The organism is Paenibacillus tarimensis, assembly GCF_021532315.1.
Taxonomy (GTDB): domain Bacteria; phylum Bacillota; class Bacilli; order Paenibacillales; family Paenibacillaceae; genus Paenibacillus_I; species Paenibacillus_I tarimensis.
In genome coordinates, this window is record NZ_JAKGAO010000004.1 from 78,875 (window position 1) to 99,454 (window position 20,580).

A 20,580-nucleotide genomic window follows, 5' to 3' on the forward strand; every position below is an offset into this window, starting at 1 on the left:
GTTACCGGCCTGTATGCTTCATGTGAACAAGCAGGGATAAGATGGCCATTATGCCAATTATGCATGCCAACAGGGCTGCACTAGCAGCAGCGGGGAACCAGAGACCGGGTATGCCCGCAAAAGATATCGAGCCGCCTTGGGAGGCGAACACGGCTTCTGTTATGCCGTCCCAGCGGATAACCACAGGCTCCAGCTGTTCCCACATCCGGCTGAGCGGCTTCCACAGCATGAACGTGCTTCCAAATGCAAGTATGGCATGCAGCAGCTTTCCGCGAAGAAGCGGGGCAAACCGGAGTCCGGCTGCAGTTAGGCTGCTCTGTGCGCTGAGAAGAGCAGCCATGCCGCTCCAGGCCAGAAAGGCGGACAAGGAAGCGGCTGCCAGCGGTGCTCCCCATTCAGCGAAATGACCGGCGATATCATAAGCGCCGAGATGGACTTCGAACAGTCCCGGATATATAAGCAGCTCCATCTGCCCGGGGAGAAGCCGCTGCAGGAGACCGATTAGAACAGAACCGGCGATCATAAAGCCGCCGATCAACAGCAGCTTCTGGACGCTGGCAGAGATAGCCTCTCCGAGCGCCTTGCCGAAGCTGCGGCCATCGCGCTCCTGTGCTTCCTGCATCGCTGCGAGGGCCATCCTCAATCTTGAGGGGCGGGCCGCAGAACGGAGAAGCTTCGAACCAGTGGAAGCAGCTGATTGGCCTCGGCTGCCGGGCAGACGGGCAGACACGATGGCGGCCATTGCGCCGGACAGCCATACGGCAGCTGCTATTGTGAGGGCGGTGGAAGGCTGATGAAGGAAACCTGCCCCGATGACGACCAGCATCAGAATCGGACTCGGCATATGGCTGAGCGCTACCAGCCGCTGTGCTTCCGGGCCGCTGAGCATTCCTCTGTTTTTCATGGAAGCTGCAGCATCCGGTCCTGAAGGGAAGCCGGCTGTCCAGCCGAGGGCGACTACCCACCCTGCGCAGCCGGGAATGCGAAACAGTTTGTACATTAGCGGATCCAGCAGCACACCTAGGGCATGGATGGCGCCGAAGGCAAGCAGCAGCTCGGATAAAGCGTAAAAGGGCAGCAGTCCGGGGAATACAATTTTCCACCAGACGGACAGGCCTTGAACGGCAGACTGAAAGGATTCACCCGGGCTTTGGATGATAGCGGCAACAAGCGCAAGCATAACGGCTCCCACCATAATGGTTCGCAACATACTCAGCTTCCCTCCTGTACGTGGAACGTGAAACTCCCGGCCGCAAGGGCGGGAGCAGCAGACTAGACAGACTATTGTCAATGTACGCGGACAAGCGGGGCTTTAGACCAGACATGAAAGGATAGGCTGCGGTGAACGGATTCAAGCTCAGGCGGCCTGCTGTTTCGCTCCCGCTTAAATGGGCGCTTGCGGCAGCGGTGCTGATGATTTTGCTATTGTATGTACCGGCCCCTTATCTCGTCGCAGAACCGGGACCGGCACAGGAAGCTGCGACGCTGGTGCATGTGGCGGAGGAAGCGGGGCAGCGAGACAGCGGCTTTCTTGTCACAACCGTCTATATGGCGGGTAAGTCCAATTACTGGATGGTATTGCAGTCTCTGTGGAGGGACGACCTTGAATCCTATCCGCGTGATGAAATATTGAAGGGCGGCACAATAGATGAATATGCCCAGCGGATGCATGTATTGATGGACAATTCACAGAGCAGTGCTGTTGAGGCGGCTTACCGGCAGGCGGGTATCTCATATGCAATCGGTACGAAGGAAATTGTGATTACAGACCCTGGTGATGGAACGGGCTTTGCTCCTGGAGACCGTATTACGGGGCTCAACGGCACCTCGCTGTCTGATATCGGACAGCTGCTTGAACTGCTGAAGGCTGCCGATGAGGATAGCAGGCAATCCGCCTTACGCGTTGCTGTAGAGCGCAGGGGGATTAGTGCACAAGTAGAAGTGCCGAAGAGCGGAGTTCACCGAACGGAGAAGCTGGATGAGCAGGATCTCCCCGGTCTGCTGGGAGTTGGTGGGTTGACCGTGATGAAGGCGGTCATGCCAGAAGATCCGGCCTTCCGGGTGGAGATAGAGGCGGGAGAGGTGGCCGGGCCTTCGGCAGGCCTGGCCTTCGCGCTTGAAATTTACGACAGGCTGACTGGCGGGAAGCTGGCTGAAGGCCGAAAAATAGCTGCTACCGGTACAATCAGTCCCGACGGCACAGTGGGTGCCATCGGGGGAGCGGCGCTCAAGGTAATTGCTGCAGAGCGGGCAGGAGCCCAAATGTTTCTGGTGCCGAAAGGGAACTATAAGGAAGCAGCACGGCAGGCGGAAGCGATCGGAACCCGCATGATGATTATCCCGGTTGGTACTCTGGCAGAAGCACTTGTAGGGCTTGACGCTAATGGCTTGTGAACCTTTGTGGCATATTGGGCCGGTTAAACGATAATCGGAGCGTCAAAATAATCACGGAACAGATCGGGCGGGCCTGCATTGCCAAAAGCAAGGGCATAGACCGCGCCTGCTTTTGTATCCAAATCCAGCATCCGGAAGGCAGCCGGGGGCCTTGCCGCGCTGTGCAGCACCGGAAGGGAAGCAGTAGTCCTCATTTGCTTGAGCAGGGCTCTGCCTTTGTCCGTAAAACCCAGTACCCGGATATATTCAACGCCGGAGGCCAGGCTCGCGGCTGTAAAATCCTGCTTCCGGTGGCCGAGCAGAATGGCGAGCAGGGCACGTTGGAGCCTCGTCCGGGTATACCTTTTGGTTTTGAGCGCTTCCATTAAGGAGTCAAACTCGAGCGAGGGAAGGGTTGGGATGGCCTGCTTGATGCGGTATTCCAGCCCTTCATTCACCTCCCGGTAAGCGGCCAGCTCGTCCGGGCTGCTGCGTACAATTTCATGCAGGAGCCTGGGCAGGAAGCCGTTCCAGTCAATCGGTGCCCGGTGCGCTTCCCATTCCTGCTTAAGCAGCCGCAGGGAAGCCGGCGGTACGTAAGCTGCGATCGCTTCAGGTTTCAGGTGTTCGGCCAGCAGCCTGCGTAGAGCGGTGGCGCTGGCTATAGCGTTATCTGATATGCTCTCTTCATGGTAGCCTGCTTTCTCTCTCTTGACCGTATAAGGCACGATTGAGCTCCCGATCTTTTCCAGTGCGATTAAGTAGTGAAGGCCCAGCGTGTTGTTCGGCTCCTGCAGCGGGAAATCTGCAGCCTTGCTGAGCCCTAGGCCGGATAAGTAAGAACGAACGGCTGAGCTGTAGGCGGCAGGGTAATTGCTGCCTGACTGCAGCGCGGCTGCGAGCAGAGCACGGAAATCCTCCGGCTCGGCGGCCAGCATGCCGGCAATGCGGCGAAGCGTGTCGATATCCCCGGTCTCGCTTCCGAAGCACAGCGTGTCCACGATACCTGTGGCATGAAGGAGGGAGACGGCACCGTGCGCAAACCATTGAGCCGCATTCGTTGCATAGGCGACCGGAAGCTCAATGATTAGGTCACACCCGCTGCGGAGGGCAGTTTCGGCCCGGGCCCATTTGCTCAGCAAAGCCGGTTCTCCGCGCTGCAGGAACGGCCCGCTCATGACGGCTACCACAGCCTCCGCGCCTGTCAGCCGCACGGACTGCTGCAGATGATAAAGATGGCCGTTATGAAACGGGTTGTATTCCACAATCACGCCGACAGTGCGCATAACGATCCCTCCATCATTCATATTTCTTGCATTTTGCAGGCTGCTAATGCTATTCTACCAGAACCGCGGTCATCGGCGGGACTGATGCCGGCAGACCCGCAAGTAATCGGATGACTGTTCATCCGACATACAAAGAATATATCACGCTCTGAAATTGTTGACAAAACCTGTGCCTGATCGATATAATAATCTTTGTTTGTTTGGAGTGATGACTCGTGAATATTCATATGCAGGAAACGTTAAAGGGAAAAACCCACACGTTCGACACCGAGCTTGACGTTTCGTCACTGGTGGATGGAAGGCGCGATGTAATCCGGAGCAGTCCTTTGAAGGTGCGCCTTGAAGCCCGCTCCGAGAGCGGTGCCGTTCAGGTGGAGGGCGGGCTGGACATTGATCTTGAGATGTCCTGTTCTAGATGCCTTAAACCGACTACTGCCCACATTGCGGTGCCGTTCCAAGAACAGTTCAAACCGGCCTCAGCTGTCACGGCTGCTGAAGTCGAGGAAGACGAGGTTATCCCGGTTGACGGAGAATGGCTCAATCTTCAGCCTTATGTTGAACAAGCGCTGCTGCTTGAACTGCCTTTTGCCCCGCTGTGCGGTGAAGACTGCAAGGGGTTATGTGCTGAATGCGGGTCTGATCTCAATGAAGGGGAGTGCGGCTGCTCCCGTGAAGTGATCGATCCAAGGCTTGCAGGGCTCAAGGATTTCTTTAAATCGTAAGCTGTTGATGGATAGAGCAAGGGGCAGGACACGATCCTGCTAGTCTTTGAAGGAGGTGGGAAACATGGCAGTACCACAAAGAAGAACATCCAAAACTCGCCGCGACAAACGTCGTACGCACTTCAAGCTGGCGGTTCCAGGCATGGTTAAATGCGAGCAGTGCGGAGAGTTGAAGCTGGCTCATCGCGTTTGTAAGGTTTGCGGACATTACAAGGCAAGAGAGATCATTAAGCAATAGTTTTGACAAGAGAGTAGTACTTCATCTTAGGATGGGGTGCTATTTTTTTTGTCCATAGAATGATAGGTGTGAAATCCTGTGGTAAATGGGTCTTGCTTTTCCATTGCTTCCCCGTTTAATATTCTTTATACTGGATTAGTACCAGGTGATAGTAGCAGCTGCCGATATTTTGTCATGTTTATACATATCGCTGCTTAATAATAATATAGAGGGCGGTGCGGACCATGGAGCGTCTGCCAAAACGGCAGCGGCACCAGCAGCTGTCCCGACTGGTCGAAGAAAATCCGTTCATGACAGACCGGGAACTGACCCGGCTGCTGAAGGTAAGCATTCAAACGATTCGTCTGGACCGGATGGAGCTGGGTATTCCGGAGCTGCGTGAACGATTGAAGCTGATGGCCGAGCGTTCTTATGATGCGGTTCGTTCGCTTCCTCTCCATGAGGTAATCGGCGACATCGTCGATCTGCAGCTGGACAAGAGCGGTATTTCACTTTTCGAAATCCGTGAAGAACACGTATTTTCCAGGACAGGCATTGCCCGTGGGCATCACGTTTTTGCTCAGGCAAATTCACTTGCTGTAGCCGTTATTAATGATGAAATCGCACTGACAGCAGCGGCCGACATCCGGTTTGTCCGTCAGGTTAAGCTTGGCGAGAAGTGTATTGCCAAGGCATACGTGAGATCAGGCGGCAGGAGCAAGGCGAAGGTGGAGGTGTTCACCTACGTGGGAGAGGAAATGGTGTTCCAAGGCCACTTTATTATCTATCGTTCAGCAGGGGAGCAGGTCATCGAAGGAGGAGACGAACGTGCGGATCGCAATTGACGCTATGGGGGGCGATCACGCACCGGCTGAAATCGTCAAGGGCGCGGTTCAGGCGGCTGCGGAATGGAAGGATACCGTTATAGTACTGGTTGGAGACCGGGAGCGGATTGAACCCTATCTGGCCGGACAGGCGCAGGCCAATCTCGAGATCCGGCATGCTGCCGAGCAGATTGGACCGGATGAGGAGCCTGTGCGCGCGGTAAGACGGAAGAAGGATTCTTCTATGGTTGTTGCAGGTAAAATGGTGCGCGAAGGGGAAGCGGATGCCATGATATCCGCTGGTAACACGGGGGCGCTGATGACAACGGGACTGCTTGTCGTTGGGCGGATTGAAGGCATTGAGCGTCCGGGGCTGGCGCCTATGCTGCCGACTGCTGATAACAAAGGCATGCTGGCGCTTGATTTGGGTGCCAACATGGATGCAAAGCCGGAGCATCTGCTCCAGTATGCCCTGATGGGCAGCATCTACCGCTCGAGCGTTCACGGCATAGCCAAGCCGCGCGTCGGCTTGCTAAATGTTGGCAGCGAAGCCGCCAAGGGCAATGAATTGACCAAGGCGGCATATGAGCTGCTGGACAAGGCACCGATTCATTTTGTCGGCAATGTCGAGTCCCGAGATGTGCTCCAGCGAACCTGTGATGTGCTGGTATGCGACGGATTTGCCGGCAATATACTGCTGAAGGCGATGGAAGGCACGGCCAGCATGGTTATGGGGGCGCTGAAGGAAGAGTTTACGCGGAACTGGCGCACCAAGCTGGCGGCAGCCATCATGCTGCCGGGGCTGCGCGGGCTGCGCGATAAAATGGATTACAAGGAGCATGGCGGTGCTCCGCTACTTGGCGTGAACGGGTTGGTGATCAAGAGCCATGGCTCCTCCGATGCCAGAGCGGTCAAAAATGCAGTCAGACAAGCCAGAATTGCGCTGCAGGGTCAGTTGATCCGTTCGATTAAGGCTGAAATCAGCGGGAAATGAGAGGTTGCTTTTGATGAGTTTACAAGCAGTTGGCATACTTGGAACCGGTAAATATGTGCCGGAGAAAATTTTAACGAACCACGATCTGGAGCAGATGGTGGAAACGAATGACGAGTGGATTGTTACCCGGACAGGCATTCGGGAGCGTAGAATCGCCTCACCGGAGGAAGCGACCTCCGATCTCGCATTTATGGCTTCGCAGGAGGCGCTTCGTAATGCCGGGATTGGCGCCGAGGAACTGGATCTTATAATTGTAGCGACGGTTACACCGGATAAATTTTTTCCTTCCACTGCCTGCCTGCTGCAGGAACGCCTGGGTGCCCGCAAGGCCGCCGCATTTGACTTGTCGGCAGCCTGCTCGGGCTTCATTTACGGGCTGGCCAATGCAACCAGCATGATTGCGAGCGGCATGTACAAGCATGTCCTCGTAGTGGGAGCGGAATGCCTGTCACGGATAACGGACTATACGGACCGCAATACCTGCATATTGTTTGGGGATGGGGCTGGCGCTGTTGTGCTTGGCCCTGTGGCTGAGGGACGCGGTTTCCGCTCCTTCGAGCTTGGTGCAGACGGCGGCGGCGGCGAACTCCTTAAGATTGACGGCGGGGGATCCCGTATTCCTTTGGACAAGGATAGCACTGCGCAGAACAGGCACTACATTCAGATGGCCGGCAGCGAAGTGTTCAAGTTTGCGGTGCGGATCATGGGCAACGCAGCTGAGGAGGCGCTCCGCAAGGCGGGTATTAACAAGTCGGATATTGATCTGCTGGTTCCGCATCAGGCGAATATTAGAATTATCCAGTCATCTCTTAACCGCCTTGAGCTGGAAGAAGATAAGTGCATGATCAATTTGGACAAGTACGGTAATGTATCCGCTGCTTCGATTCCAATCGCGCTTGCGGAAGCGGTTGAGCAGGGAAAGGTTTCCGAAGGTGATTGCGTTGTGCTTGTAGGCTTCGGGGGCGGACTGACCTGGGGCGCAACCGTGCTGATTTGGTAGTGCAGGAGGTAATGGTAAATGGGTAAAATAGCATTCGTATTCCCTGGCCAAGGGGCACAAACGGTCGGAATGGGTAAAGATGTTTATGAAGCATCCGAAGCAGGACGTTCGTTATTTAAGCGGGCGGATGAGGCGCTGGGCTTCAAGCTGTCCGATATTATCTTTGACGGCCCTGAAGCGGAGCTGAAGCAAACGGCCAATACACAGCCGGCACTGCTGACGGTTAGCCTGGCTCTGCTGGAACTTATTAAAGAGCGGGTTAAGCCGGATTATGTTGCCGGGCACAGCCTTGGTGAGTACAGCGCGCTTGCAGCAGCGGGTGTTCTCGCATTTGATGAAGCTGTTCGGGTTGTAAGGGCCAGAGGAGAATTCATGGAGTCTGCTGTACCGGGGGGGCAGGGAGCAATGGCTGCCGTTCTGGGTGCGGACCGTGAACAGCTCGCCGCGCTCTGCCAAGCGGTTTCGGGTGAAGCCGGAGCCGTTGAGCTGGCGAATGTGAACTGCCCGGGACAAATCGTCGTCTCCGGTACGGCGGAAGGCATAGCCGCCATCGTTGAACGGGGCAAGGAAGCCGGGGCTAAACGGGTGATTCCGCTTGAAGTAAGCGGCCCGTTTCACTCTTCGCTCATGAAGCCGGCGGCTGACCGGCTGCAGCAGGTGCTGGAACAGGTTAATCTGAAGGATAGTGCGGTACCGGTTGTTGCTAACGTGACGGCAAGACCGGTACAGTCAGCTTCAGACATCCGGGGCCTGTTGACCGAGCAGGTCATATCTCCGGTTCTTTGGGAAGATACAATTGTCTGGCTGATTGAACACGGTGTGGATGAATTCATCGAGATCGGTCCTGGTACGGTGCTGGCTGGTCTCATTAAGAAGACGGACAAATCGGTGCGCGTGCGCTCGGTGAACAGCCTGACGGCTGCAGCTCAGCTGGTGGATGAGCTTCGCTGAAGCCGGCCGCTCCAGCTTTAATTGAAGGAGGGCAATCAATGTTTGCAGGTCTAGAAGGAAAGAAGGCGCTGGTCACCGGCGCGTCCAGAGGCATTGGAAGGGCAATTGCCGTAGCGCTGGCGGAAGCGGGTGCGGATGTAGCGGTTAACTATGCAGGCAGTGAAGGCGCAGCCGCCGAGACGGCAGCCGCTGTGGAATCGTTGGGACGCCGTGCGCTGCTGATCAAGGGGGACGTGGGGAAGGCTGATTCCTTCGATGCGATGGTTAAGGAAGTGCTTGAGAATTTCGGTTCCTTGGATATACTGGTGAATAATGCCGGTATTACTCGGGACAATTTAATTATGCGCATGAAGGAAGAAGAGTTTGACCAGGTCATTGAGACGAATCTCAAAGGGGTGTTTAATGGCATTAAGGCCGTTACACGCCCGATGATGAAGCAGCGGTCGGGCCGGATTATCAATATTTCGTCTGTAGTGGGGGCGGTCGGCAATCCTGGCCAAGCCAACTATGTGGCGGCTAAAGCCGGCGTCATAGGACTTACAAAGGCGAGTGCAAGGGAGCTTGCTTCACGGGGGATTACGGTTAACTGTGTAGCACCGGGCTTTATCGCAACAGATATGACTGATAAGCTGTCAGCCGAAACCCGTGAGCAGCTTAGCGGACAAATTCCGCTTGCCCGCCTGGGACAGCCTGACGATATTGCCAATGCCGTACGCTTCCTGGCATCTGACGCAGCCGGTTATATGACAGGGCAGACGATCCATGTGGACGGCGGCATGTATATGGGCTAAAGGAGCCTTTTAGACCCCTATGGCAATTTGTCCAACATTCTCGTATAATACCAAGGAGGAGGTGAACCGGATGTCCGACGTATTGGAACGCGTAAAACGCATCGTCGTTGACCGCCTCGGCGTAGACGAAGCCGAAGTAACGCTCGAAGCCAATTTTAAAGACGACCTCGGCGCGGATTCTCTCGATGTCGTGGAGCTTGTTATGGAATTGGAAGACGAGTTCGATATGGAGATCTCTGATGAAGACGCAGAGAAGATCACCACGGTGGGAGAAGTAGTCAATTACATACAATCTCATACGTAATGTACGAAAGTCCCGTTTAGCAGACGGGACTTCTCTCCATATCAGGGTGCAGGAAAGAGTGCACCGGGATCGAATCTGTATCCATTCTCTTAGGAGCGGCGCTTGCCAAAGGCTGTACAGACATTATCGAAAAATCATTATTCAAATAATTGATACTATAAATGAATCGGCAGTTCATGGCTTTAACTTGTTTGGCTGTCGTTAGAGGTGATAGATATGAAGCAAAGAGTCGTAGTCACCGGCATGGGAGTCATGACCTCGCTCGGATCCGACCTGGAGACATTCTGGGGGAACCTTATGGCAGGGAAGTCCGGCGTTTCACTGATTGAAGCCTTTGATGTATCGGAGTATCCGACACGGATTGCCGCGGAAATCAAAGGTTTCAATCCTGAGTTATATGCAGATAAGAAGGAAGCGCGGCGCATGGACCGCTTCGTACAGTTTGCCGTGGCGGCCAGTACGCTTGCCGTAAAGGACTCCGGCATTGAAATCGGCGGTGAGGTTGATCCTGAACGGGTCGGCGTTATGGTCGGTTCCGGTATCGGCGGGCTGGGCACGTGGGAGGACCAGCATAAGATTTTACTTGAAAAGGGTCCCAAGCGCGTCAGCCCGTTCTTCATTCCAATGATGATTGCAAATATGGCTTCCGGTCAGATTTCCATGACTACAGGTGCCAAAGGGCCGAACAGCACGGCGGTAACCGCTTGTGCAACCGGCACGCACTCCATCGGCGATTCGTTCAAGCTGATTCAGCGCGGTGATGCGGATGTGATGATTTGCGGGGGTGCCGAAGCAACGATTCGTCCAACTGGCATGGCGGGCTTCTGCTCGATGAGAGCGATGTCCACCCGCAATGATGAGCCTGCAAGAGCCAGCCGTCCGTTTGACACGGACAGGGACGGCTTTGTTATGGGTGAAGGAGCCGGTATTCTTATATTGGAATCCTATGAGCATGCAATCAAGCGTGGTGCCCGCATCTATGCTGAGGTTATTGGTTATGGCATGAGCGGTGATGCTTATCATATGACAGAGCCTGATCCGGATGGGGCTGCCCGCTGCATGACCAGGGCGGTTCGCGATGCCGGTATCAGTCCTGAAGAAGTGGATTACATTAATGCGCATGGCACATCAACCCCAGTTGGTGACCGGTCAGAGACAATAGCCGTCAAGAAAGCTTTTGGTGATCATGCGTACAAGCTTGCTGTCAGCTCCACCAAATCGATGACCGGCCATCTTCTCGGCGCCGCAGGCGGTGTGGAAGCGGTTATTGTCGCCTTGACGCTGCAAAATGGCGTAATCGCGCCAACGATCAATCTGGAGAATCAAGATCCGGAATGCGATCTGGATTATGTGCCAAACAAGCCTCGCGAGGCGAATGTCCGGACTGCGGTTTCGAATTCCTTCGGTTTTGGAGGCCATAATGCTACGATCGTCATGAGGAAATATGAAGCATGACCGGTTTGACGAGCTGCAGCAGCGGCTCAGTGTCCGTTTCCGCCGGACTAAGCTGTTAAGACAGGCTTTTACGCATACATCGTATGTAAATGAGCATAAAGGCGGAAATACACAGGATAATGAACGGCTTGAGTTCCTGGGAGATGCTGTACTGCAGCTGCTGGTGTCGGAGTTTCTCTATACGACGCACCCGCAGCGGCCTGAAGGCGAACTGACGCGCATGCGCGCCTCCATCGTATGTGAGCCGTCATTCGCCCGCTTCGCCGAATCGCTGGAGCTCGGCCGGTATGTGCTCTTGGGACGCGGAGAAGAGCAGCTGGGCGGCCGGCAGCGGCCGGCACTGCTGGCTGACTTGTTCGAGTCCTTCGTCGGTGCGCTATATCTGGATCAGGGTTTAACGGCTGTTAGAAGCTTTCTGGAAGCCAGCATCTTTCCGCTGATAGATTCGGAAGATCATTTGCCGGTAAAGGATTTCAAGTCCAAGCTCCAAGAGCGGGCCCAGCATCGTTCCCTTGGACAGATTGAGTATGTCATTGAAGAAGAACGCGGTCCTGCGCATGACAGGGAGTTCGTGATCCGCGTGTTGATCGGCGGTGAGTCCTGGGGCTCTGGCACGGGACGAACGAAGAAGGAAGCAGAGCAGCGGGCGGCATCTGAGGCATGGCGCCAGCTATCGGCTGATGATAAGAGTGATAAGTAAACCCCGGCATCGGTGGTCTAGATCCATTAGTGAATCTGCAATGGATCTAGACCAGGCTTGCCGGTTTTTTTATTGCGCCAATGAGCTTTCCGCTATTATCCGCTGATGTCGAATGGTTGCGGGTATGGTACAATAACGCTAGAGGTGAAGGTATAATCATGTTTCTGAAGCGAGTCGAATTAGCCGGGTTCAAATCGTTCGCAGACCGGACGGAATTGGAATTCGTGCGGGGCATTACCGCCGTTGTTGGACCAAACGGCAGCGGCAAGAGCAATATATCGGACAGCATCCGCTGGGTCCTTGGCGAACAGAGCGCCAAGAGCTTGCGCGGAGGGAATATGCAGGATATTATCTTTGCCGGCAGTGATGCCCGCAAGGCAGTCAACTATGGTGAGGTTTCGTTGACGCTTGATAATACCAGCGGCTCCCTTCCGCTTGAATACGATGAGGTAACAGTAACCCGCCGTGTTCACCGCAGCGGCGAAAGTGAATATCTGATTAACAAGCAGGCTTGCCGCCTTAAGGATATTACCGAGCTGTTTATGGATACCGGTATCGGCAAAGAAGCGTACTCGATTATCGGTCAAGGCCGGATAGAGGAAATTTTGAGCACTCGCTCCGAGGACCGGCGCGGTATTTTTGAAGAGGCCTCGGGTATTGTCAAATATAAATCACGTAAACGGGAAGCACAGCGGAAGCTTGACGATACGGAGCAAAATCTCCTGCGGATAAACGACCTGGTGACTGAGCTTGAGGATCAGGTTGAACCGCTGCGTCTGCAGTCAGAAAAGGCCATTCACTATAAAGCCTTGCGCGAGCAGCTGAGGACGAAGGAGATTTCAATGTATGTGCATCAGATTGAGCAGGTGCACAGCAGCTGGAAGGAAGCGACAGCTAGGCTTGAGAAGCTCCAGAACGAGCAGCTGGAGCTGTCAGCCGTTGTCAGTAAGCACGATGCGCATTTGGAGAAGGACCGCCTGCAGCTGCGGGATATTGAGGAAGCGCTGGAGCGTCTGCATGAGGATATGCTGCGTTACAGCGAAGAGTACGAGAAGTGCGAGGGCCAAGGCGAGGTATTGAAGGAGCGTACGCGCAACCTGGAGCAAAACCGCCGCCAGCTCGAAGAGTCCATAGCCGCCCAGTCGGAAAGAATTACGGCACTGACGAAGGAAGAGACGGATTTCCGAGCGAAGGCTGCCGGACTAGAACAAGAGCTGCAGACACTGCGCCAGCGGCTCGAAGAGGAAGAATCGACGCTGATTGGTGTAGCAGGCGGTATGGGCAGCGACGCAGAGGAAAAGCTGAAGGGTGAGCTGCTGGATGTGCTAAGCAGCATGGCTTCCACACGCAATGAAATCCGGTATGCCGATCAGCAGAAGGAAACGCTGCAGAAGCGAATTGAACGTCTCGGGGAAGAAGAAGCCAAATGGCAGGAGCAGCTGGGCGCGCTTGAGGGCAAGCGTGAGGAGCTGCAGAACCGCCTGGATCGTACCGTTGCCGAGCTGTCCGTGCTGCGGGATCGCTACATACAGGAAGGGGACCGGCTCAAGAGCTCACAGCAGCTGCTTGAAGAGGCCCAGATGGCAGTGCGCAAGTGGGAGCAAAAGCTGGACGCGCTGACTTCCCGGCGTGACACCATGAAGGAAATGCAGAATGATCTTGACGGCTTCATGCATGGCGTCCGGGAAGTATTGAAGGCTTCGCGCCGCAGCGGCGGCGGGATAGACGGCGTGCATGGGGCTGTTGCCGAATTGATTCGCGTTCCTGAGAAGCTGGAAACAGCAGTTGAAACCGCGCTTGGCGGTGCCCTGCAGCATGTCGTTATGGAGGACGAGCGCTCTGCGAGGGCAGCGATTGCTTTTTTGAAGCAGCGCCAGCTTGGCCGGGCGACCTTCCTCCCTCTCGATGTCATTAAGGGAAGAAGCGTACCGGAACAGGAACGGAGGCTTGTTGCTTCGGTGGAAGGCTTTGTCGGCGTAGCGGCTGATCTTGTCGGCTCGGAGCCGGCTTACAGCTCTATTGTGGCGAACTTGCTCGGAAATGTGCTGATCGCGGAGACGCTTGAGCAGGCCAACCGGATTGCGGCTAAATGCCAGTACCGGTTTCGTGTTGTGACACTCGATGGCGATGTGGTAAATGCCGGCGGCTCGATGACAGGCGGCAGCCTGCAGAAGAAAGGCGCTAACCTGCTCGGCCGCCAGCGGCAGATCGAGCAGCTGGATGAGGATATCAAGCAGTCCGGGTTGCAGCTGGACAAGCTGCGTGATAAGGTATCGGATCTGCGCAAGGAGCTGTCCATACTCGGACAGACCATTGAGGAGCTGCGGGACCAAGGTGACAAGCGCAGGCTGGAGGAGCAGCAGCTTCGTTCGGAGCTGCAGCAGGTGGAGCAGGAGACGCGCTATCTGCGGGAGCAGCATCAGATGTCTCATGAGGATCGGAGCAGCCAGATGTCTGAATCGACGAGCCTGGATAAGCTCAAGGCTGCAGCCGAGGAGAGGCTGGCCCAGTTGACTGCTCAGGAAGCCCGGCTGCAGCAGTCGATCAAGGCAGCGGAGGATCGGCGCAAGGCCAGTGAATCGGCCAAGGAGGAGCTTCAGACACATCTGACCGATCTCAAAATCCAGGTCGCCAAGACGGACCAGGAGAAGCTGTCCTTTGAGGATCAGGCAGTGCGCATCCGTTCGGATATCAACCGGGCGAAGCAGGAGCTTGCTACGCTGCGCAGCCTGGCTGTCCAGCAGGAGGAAGAGCAGCGTAAGCTGGAAGCTGAGAAGATCCGGCAGACAGAAGAGCTTAACCACTACCGTCTCAAGAAGCAGGAATGCGCGGAGCAGACCGATTTCAAACGTGCTGAGCGTGCCGGGAAGCTGCGCCAGCTTGAGGATGGGGAGAGCGAGACGAAGGAGCAGCGGGCGCAGCTCCGTCAGGTGGAGGATGGCATCCGCCAGACAGAGATTGCCGCCAACAGGCTCGATGTCGAGCTTGACAATGTGCTTCGCAAGCTGAGCGAGGAGTATGAGCTCAGCTTCGAGCTGGCCAAGGAGCGTTACCCCGTGCCGGAGGATGTGCAGGGCACACAAAACCAGGTCCGCGACCTCAAACGTCAAATTACAATGCTGGGCGATGTGAACCTGGGAGCCATTGAGGAGTACGAGCGTGTCCGCGAGCGCTATGAGTTCCTGGATGCCCAGAAGAATGACCTTATTGAGGCCAAGACCACACTGTATCAGGTCATCCGTGAGATGGACGAGGAGATGGGCAAGCGGTTCCGCACGACCTTCGATGCCATCCGCAGCCACTTCGGCTATGCGTTTACAAAGCTGTTTGGCGGAGGCCGAGCTGATCTGGTGATGGTCGATCCTGACCGGGTGCTGGAGACGGGGATCGATATCGTAGCCCAGCCGCCCGGCAAGAAGCTTCAAAATCTTCAGCTGCTCTCCGGCGGTGAACGCGCGCTGACAGCGATGGCGCTGCTGTTCGCCATTTTACAGGTTAAGCCGGTGCCGTTCTGCGTGCTTGACGAGGTCGAGGCAGCGCTTGATGAAGCGAATGTGGCCCGGTTTGCCCAATATCTGCGCGAGTTCTCGGAGCAGACGCAGTTTATTGTTGTAACCCACCGAAAAGGCACGATGGAGGAGGCCGATGTGCTATACGGCGTGACGATGGAGGAAGGCGGCGTATCCAAGCTGGTGTCAGTGCGGCTTGAGGATGACGAAGCGGCCGTTTCGGCCTGATAACGCGGCTGAATGAAGAATTAGATGTAGAAGGCTATGCACGCTGAATCAGTCGTGGATAAGGTCGGTGTGCTTATATACAGGAAGGCAGGCGATTAGAAGGATGAGTTTCTTTAAACGGTTGAAAGAGAGTATTTCGAGCAAGACCGAAGCGGTTACCAATAAGTTTAAGGAAGGCCTTGAGAAAACAAGAACCGCCCTCGTTGAGAGGGTCGAAGAACTGGTTATCCGCCGCAAGAAAATTGATGAAGCCTTTTATGAAGAGCTTGAAGAAATTTTGATCGGCGCGGATGTAGGCGTAAATACGGTCATGGACTTGATCGATGACCTTCGCGCAGAAGTGAAGAAGCGTAAAATTGAGGATGCGGCCGAGCTGCAGCCCGTACTGTCCGAGAAGCTTGTCGGTTTGCTGCGGGGTGAAGAGAACCCTAAGCTGAACATGGCGCCCGAAGGAAGCATTACTGTGCTGCTGTTCGTCGGTGTGAACGGCGTCGGCAAGACGACGACGATCGGTAAGCTTGCACACCGCTTCAAAAGCCAGGGCAAGCGTGTGCTGATGGCTGCAGGCGATACGTTCCGCGCAGGGGCCATTGAACAGCTCGAGGTATGGGGTGAACGGGTTGGGGTCGATGTGATCAAGCAGCAGGCAGGATCAGACCCGGCAGCAGTGATGTACGATGCGGTTCAGGCTGCCAAGCAGCGGGGCGTGGATGTCCTGCTCTGTGATACCGCAGGACGGCTGCAGAACAAGACGAATCTAATGGAAGAGCTTAATAAGATCTTCCGTGTTATTCAGCGGGAAATCCCGAATGCGCCGCATGAGGTCCTGCTGGTGCTGGACGCGACGACTGGACAGAATGCACTAAGCCAGGCCAAGCTCTTTGGCGAGAAGAGCGGTGTTACTGGTCTAGTGCTGACCAAGCTTGACGGCACGGCAAAAGGCGGGATCGTAGTGGCAATCCGTAATGAGCTTAACCTTCCTGTAAAATTCGTAGGTCTTGGCGAGAAGATGGACGACCTGCAGGAATTTGATTCCGAGCAGTTTGTCCATGCGCTGTTCGCCGGTCTGATTGCGAAGGAAGAGAAGCAGACCGAGGAGGTCTGAGGTTAAGGGCGGGCGGCATGCAGCCTGACGAGTTTGTTTGACGATAACAATAACGATTGCTGTTCATGTTCGGCCGTTTCCGCAGGGAGACGGCCGTTTGTTCACTTCAGCTTTCGTAAGGAGTTTCCTGTCGCTTCTTTTATTTGCGGCTCCTTTTATTGTGCCGGTCATCCGCTTCCGTGAGATAACTGACAAGTAAAAAGACTTGACACATGGTCGCGGGTTAGGATATGATAAGAAACGTTGTACAGCTGTAAAGGTTTTTCCCTTGACGGAAGGAGGGCGGACGGTGGCGATGAGCGAACCGGGTGCCCTGGAGAAAACAACCAGGATTAATCTGTTGTTTGACTTCTATGAGTCGCTGCTGACTGACAAGCAGCGCACATTTCTTAAATATTATTTCCACGACGATTACTCGCTTGGCGAGATCGCGGCGGAATTTGAAATCAGCCGGCAGGCTATTTACGAGCATATAAAGCGGGCCCAAGCGGTCCTTGAAACGTATGAACAGAAGCTGGGCCTGGTGGCACGGCATGAGAAGCTGATGATGTTAATCGACCGGCTTGACGAGGCGCTCGAAGCTGGAGAAGACGAAGCGGCACTTACAGAGCTGCGCGGCATTGCTAGAGGGCTTCGGCATGCGGTAGAGATCGAATAGTTGCATGGGAGGTGAGGTTCATGGCTGCTTTTGAAGGATTGACAAGCAGGCTGCAGAACGTATTCGGCAAGCTGAGAGGCAAGGGCAAGGTATCCGAGGATGATGTCAATGAGGCGATGCGCGAGGTTCGGCTGGCGCTGCTGGAAGCCGACGTTAACTTTAAAGTTGTCAAGGATTTCATCGCCAAGGTGAAGGAGCGGGCAATCGGCCAGGAAGTCATGAAGAGCTTTACGCCCGGCATGGTTGTCGTAGACATCGTTAACAAGGAATTGACCGAGCTGATGGGCGGCACGCAGAGCAAGCTTGCCAAGGCGAGCAAGCCGCCGACCGTCATTATGATGGCGGGTCTGCAGGGTGCGGGTAAGACAACGACCTCTGGTAAGCTGGCGAGATTGCTGCAAAAGAACAATCACAAGCCGCTGCTGGTAGCGGGTGATATCTACCGTCCCGCTGCGATCAAGCAGCTGCAGGTTCTCGGCGAGCAAATTAAAGTGCCTGTTTTCTCACTTGGTGACAAGACAAGCCCGGTAGAAATCGCCCGTCAGGCCATGCAGCAGGCCAAAGAGAACGGCAATGATTATGTGATCATCGATACGGCGGGCCGTCTGCATATTGACGAGGCGCTCATGGATGAGCTGAAGCAGATCCATGAGGTGACGAAGCCGGACGAAGTACTGCTGGTTGTCGATGCGATGACCGGTCAGGATGCTGTTAATGTGGCACAGAGCTTCCATGAGCAGCTGGCGCTGACAGGCGTTGTTCTGACCAAGCTGGACGGTGACACCAGGGGCGGTGCGGCGCTGTCGGTTAAAGCGGTAACCGGGCAACCAATTAAATTCGCGGCCATGGGTGAAAAGATCGATGCGCTAGAGCCTTTCCACCCGGACCGGATGGCTTCTCGTATTCTCGGGATGGGAGATATGCTCTCGCTCATCGAGAAAGCACAGTCCGGAATTGATGCGGACAAAGCGGCTGAGATGGAACGGAAAATGCGCAATGCAGAGTTTACGTTCGAGGATTTCCTGGATCAGATGGCGCAAGTTCGCAAGCTCGGACCGCTTGACCAAATTTTCGACATGCTCCCGGGGATGGGCAAGATGAAGGGCATGAAGGATATCAAGGTCGATGAGAAGCAGGTCAACCGGGTAGAGGCGATCGTCAGGTCCATGACGATTGAAGAAAAGCAGAAACCGGAGCTGCTTAACCACAGCCGCCGGAAACGGATCGCTGCGGGCAGCGGCACTTCGATCGCGGAAGTTAACCGCCTCATTAAGCAGTTTGACGAAATGCGCAAGATGATGAAGCAGTTCTCTTCCATGATGGGACCGAAGGGACCCAAGGGCGGCATGAAAGGCTTGAAGGGGATGCTTGGCAAAGGGAAGTTTCCTTTCGGCTGATCCGCTGGACATCGATGTGATACAAGGCAATGAGAACGGCAATTTTTTGAAGGAGGTGAATCAACAATGGCAGTACGTATTCGTCTGAAACGTATGGGTGCGCACAAAGCGCCTTTCTATCGTGTAGTAGTATCCGATTCCCGCTCGCCACGCGACGGTCGTTTTATTGAAGAAATCGGTACTTACAATCCGGTTGCACAACCGGCTCAAGTAAGCATCGATGAGGAGAAAGCTCTGAAATGGCTGCAAACGGGTGCACAGGCATCTGACACCGTTCGTAACCTGCTCAGCAAACAGGGCATTCTGACTAAGTTCCATGAGCTGAAACAACAGAAATAATAGCCACAGGCATGCTCAGCGGCATCCGCATTTTGCGGAGGCCGTTTTGACATCCTGCTGCGGAGGGCCTTGTGATGAAAGATCTGATTCTTGTCATAGCTAGGGCTTTAGTAGATCATCCGGAAGATGTCCGCATTGACATCCGGGAAGATGATCGCGGAACCGTGTACTCGCTTTCGGTTCATCCCGATGATATCGGGAAGGTAATCGGCAAGCAGGGACGTATTGCCAAAGCGCTTCGGACCGTGGTGACATCTGCGGCCGTCAAGGACGGGCGGCGTATTATTGTTGATATCGTCTCATGAAATAATAGCAGTGGGCGGGGGTTAGGATGAATGTCCTAACCCTTTTTCGTCGCATAGTAAGGTAAGCGTTCATTCGAGTGGCAAGGAGGATCAGGGATGGCAAACAAATGGTTTACCGTCGGCAAGCTTGTAAACACGCACGGCATTAAGGGTGAGGTCAAAATCTATCCGTCCACAGATTTTCCGGATGTACGGTTCGCTCCCGGGAGTCAGCTCAGCCTTCACGATGCCAGCGGTACAATTGTACCAGTGGAAGTGGAAGCCGCCCGTGAGCATAAAGGTATGTTTATTGTCCGTCTGAAAGGCTTTGACAATATTAACGAGGTCGAGAAGTATAAAGGCTGGACGGTCAAAGTATCGGATAATGAGCTGGTTGATCTGGAAGAAGGCGAATATTACTACTATGAGATTGTGGGCTGCCGAGTGGTAACGGATGAGGGCGAGGAGCTGGGAACAATTTCGGAAATCCTGAGTCCCGGAGCTAATGATGTGTGGGTTGTAGAGCGTCCGAAGGACAAGCCTGTGCTGCTGCCGGTCATTGATGATGTGATCCGCAGTGTGGATGTAAAGGAGAAGCTTGTGACGGTCCATTTGATGGAAGGGCTGATCTGATGAAGATTGATGTGCTGACCCTTTTCCCCGAGATGTTTGACGGCGTATTCGGCGCAAGCATCCTGGGTAAGGCGCGGGAAAAGGGTATTGTCGAGCTTGCCGCGGTTAATTTTCGGGCATATGCCAATAACAAGCATAATACCGTAGACGACTATCCCTATGGCGGCGGCGGGGGGATGGTGCTCAAGCCCGAGCCGATGTTTGCCGCTGTGGAAGATCTGGTGAAGGACGCGGGACCCGAGCCTAGGATCGTTCTGATGTGCCCGCAGGGGGAGCCTTTTACCCAGCGCAAGGCGGAGGAGCTGTCTGCAGCAGAGCATTTAATATTTGTGTGCGGCCATTATGAAGGCTATGATGAACGCATTCGGGAGCATCTTGTGACGGATGAGCTGTCTATCGGCGATTATGTGCTGACAGGCGGGGAGCTGCCTGCGATGGTAGTGATTGATGCGGTAGTCCGGCTCCTTCCCGGCGTGCTCGGCAATGAAACCTCTGCGGTAACCGATTCGTTCAGCACAGGTCTGCTCGAATATCCGCACTACACGCGGCCAGCTTCCTTCAGAGGCATGGACGTTCCAGAAGTGCTGATCTCGGGTCATCACGGCCGTATTGACGCCTGGCGGAGGGAGCAGTCCCTGTTAAGGACCCTGCAGCGGCGCCCGGACCTGCTGGAGAAGGCGGAATTAACCGCGAAGGAGCGCAGCTGGCTTGAGGAGCAGCGGAGGCTGCTGAGCCATAAGGAACGAGATGGATGTAGCGGGCCTGCTGCGGATGACAGCGGTACGACGTAACAAAAAGAGCCTTGTCCTA

General features: G+C 55.0%; 21 protein-coding genes. 19 read left to right on the forward strand and 2 right to left on the reverse strand.

The window, feature by feature from the left end; all coding sequences use genetic code 11:
* Position 1: 1 nt before the first annotated feature.
* The gene (locus L1N82_RS01480) at positions 2 to 1,210 is read right to left on the reverse strand and encodes a nucleoside recognition protein (protein ID WP_235285573.1); all 1,209 of its coding nucleotides are present in this window, start codon (positions 1,208 to 1,210) and stop codon (positions 2 to 4) included.
* Positions 1,211 to 1,341: 131 nt separating this feature from the next.
* On the opposite strand from L1N82_RS01480, the gene L1N82_RS23365 reads away from it, so the two are divergent.
* On the forward strand, positions 1,342 to 2,394 hold the full coding sequence (locus tag L1N82_RS23365) for a S16 family serine protease (RefSeq protein ID WP_235285574.1): 1,053 nt from the start codon (positions 1,342 to 1,344) through the stop codon (positions 2,392 to 2,394).
* A gap of 23 nt (positions 2,395 to 2,417) precedes the next feature.
* Here L1N82_RS23365 and L1N82_RS01490 read toward each other — a convergent pair whose 3' ends face one another.
* Entirely contained in the window at positions 2,418 to 3,659 is a 1,242-nt protein-coding gene (locus L1N82_RS01490) for a nucleotidyltransferase (RefSeq protein ID WP_235285575.1), read from the reverse strand.
* A gap of 215 nt (positions 3,660 to 3,874) precedes the next feature.
* Between L1N82_RS01490 and L1N82_RS01495 the strand changes: the two genes are divergently transcribed.
* From L1N82_RS01495 to trmD, 18 genes are all read left to right on the forward strand, one after another.
* Entirely contained in the window at positions 3,875 to 4,381 is a 507-nt protein-coding gene (locus L1N82_RS01495; RefSeq protein ID WP_235285576.1) for a YceD family protein, read from the forward strand.
* A 64-nt stretch (positions 4,382 to 4,445) separates the two neighbouring features.
* Positions 4,446 to 4,619, forward strand: a complete 174-nt coding sequence (gene rpmF, locus L1N82_RS01500) for a 50S ribosomal protein L32 (RefSeq protein ID WP_111148956.1) — start codon at positions 4,446 to 4,448, stop codon at positions 4,617 to 4,619.
* Positions 4,620 to 4,852: 233 nt separating this feature from the next.
* Positions 4,853 to 5,443 (forward strand): transcription factor FapR, encoded by a 591-nt coding sequence (gene fapR, locus L1N82_RS01505; protein WP_235286134.1) that lies wholly within the window; start codon positions 4,853 to 4,855, stop codon positions 5,441 to 5,443.
* Entirely contained in the window at positions 5,427 to 6,416 is a 990-nt protein-coding gene (gene plsX, locus L1N82_RS01510; protein WP_235285577.1) for a phosphate acyltransferase PlsX, read from the forward strand. Before fapR ends, plsX begins: the two co-directional genes overlap by 17 nt.
* Before the next feature lie 13 nt (positions 6,417 to 6,429).
* Positions 6,430 to 7,416, forward strand: a complete 987-nt coding sequence (locus tag L1N82_RS01515; protein ID WP_235285578.1) for a beta-ketoacyl-ACP synthase III — start codon at positions 6,430 to 6,432, stop codon at positions 7,414 to 7,416.
* A gap of 18 nt (positions 7,417 to 7,434) precedes the next feature.
* The gene (gene fabD / locus L1N82_RS01520; protein ID WP_235285579.1) at positions 7,435 to 8,367 is read left to right on the forward strand and encodes an ACP S-malonyltransferase; all 933 of its coding nucleotides are present in this window, start codon (positions 7,435 to 7,437) and stop codon (positions 8,365 to 8,367) included.
* A gap of 38 nt (positions 8,368 to 8,405) precedes the next feature.
* Positions 8,406 to 9,158, forward strand: a complete 753-nt coding sequence (gene fabG / locus L1N82_RS01525; RefSeq protein WP_235285580.1) for a 3-oxoacyl-[acyl-carrier-protein] reductase — start codon at positions 8,406 to 8,408, stop codon at positions 9,156 to 9,158.
* Positions 9,159 to 9,228: 70 nt separating this feature from the next.
* Complete coding sequence (gene acpP, locus L1N82_RS01530) at positions 9,229 to 9,462, forward strand: acyl carrier protein (protein WP_111148962.1); 234 nt, start codon at positions 9,229 to 9,231, stop codon at positions 9,460 to 9,462.
* Positions 9,463 to 9,678: 216 nt separating this feature from the next.
* Positions 9,679 to 10,917, forward strand: a complete 1,239-nt coding sequence (fabF, locus tag L1N82_RS01535; RefSeq protein ID WP_235285581.1) for a beta-ketoacyl-ACP synthase II — start codon at positions 9,679 to 9,681, stop codon at positions 10,915 to 10,917.
* Positions 10,907 to 11,617 carry a ribonuclease III gene (rnc, locus tag L1N82_RS01540; RefSeq protein WP_235285582.1) on the forward strand — a complete coding sequence of 237 codons (711 nt, stop codon included), beginning with the start codon at positions 10,907 to 10,909 and terminating at the stop codon, positions 11,615 to 11,617. The genes fabF and rnc overlap by 11 nt, the downstream gene beginning before the upstream one ends.
* A gap of 158 nt (positions 11,618 to 11,775) precedes the next feature.
* Positions 11,776 to 15,354, forward strand: coding sequence for a chromosome segregation protein SMC (gene smc, locus L1N82_RS01545; protein ID WP_235285583.1), 3,579 nt, complete (start codon positions 11,776 to 11,778; stop codon positions 15,352 to 15,354).
* A 103-nt stretch (positions 15,355 to 15,457) separates the two neighbouring features.
* Entirely contained in the window at positions 15,458 to 16,459 is a 1,002-nt protein-coding gene (ftsY, locus tag L1N82_RS01550) for a signal recognition particle-docking protein FtsY (protein ID WP_235285584.1), read from the forward strand.
* A gap of 295 nt (positions 16,460 to 16,754) precedes the next feature.
* A complete protein-coding gene (locus L1N82_RS01555) occupies positions 16,755 to 17,117 on the forward strand; it encodes a putative DNA-binding protein (protein WP_235286135.1) in 363 nt (120 codons plus the stop codon).
* A gap of 20 nt (positions 17,118 to 17,137) precedes the next feature.
* Positions 17,138 to 18,514 (forward strand): signal recognition particle protein, encoded by a 1,377-nt coding sequence (gene ffh, locus L1N82_RS01560; RefSeq protein ID WP_235285585.1) that lies wholly within the window; start codon positions 17,138 to 17,140, stop codon positions 18,512 to 18,514.
* Positions 18,515 to 18,580: 66 nt separating this feature from the next.
* Positions 18,581 to 18,853, forward strand: a complete 273-nt coding sequence (gene rpsP / locus L1N82_RS01565; protein WP_111148969.1) for a 30S ribosomal protein S16 — start codon at positions 18,581 to 18,583, stop codon at positions 18,851 to 18,853.
* Between the two features lie 74 nt (positions 18,854 to 18,927).
* The gene (locus tag L1N82_RS01570; protein ID WP_235285586.1) at positions 18,928 to 19,158 is read left to right on the forward strand and encodes a KH domain-containing protein; all 231 of its coding nucleotides are present in this window, start codon (positions 18,928 to 18,930) and stop codon (positions 19,156 to 19,158) included.
* A gap of 96 nt (positions 19,159 to 19,254) precedes the next feature.
* Positions 19,255 to 19,770: a ribosome maturation factor RimM gene (gene rimM, locus L1N82_RS01575; protein WP_235285587.1), complete on the forward strand. Its 516-nt coding sequence runs from the start codon at positions 19,255 to 19,257 to the stop codon at positions 19,768 to 19,770.
* On the forward strand, positions 19,770 to 20,561 hold the full coding sequence (trmD, locus tag L1N82_RS01580) for a tRNA (guanosine(37)-N1)-methyltransferase TrmD (RefSeq protein ID WP_235285588.1): 792 nt from the start codon (positions 19,770 to 19,772) through the stop codon (positions 20,559 to 20,561). Before rimM ends, trmD begins: the two co-directional genes overlap by 1 nt.
* Positions 20,562 to 20,580: the final 19 nt, after the last annotated feature.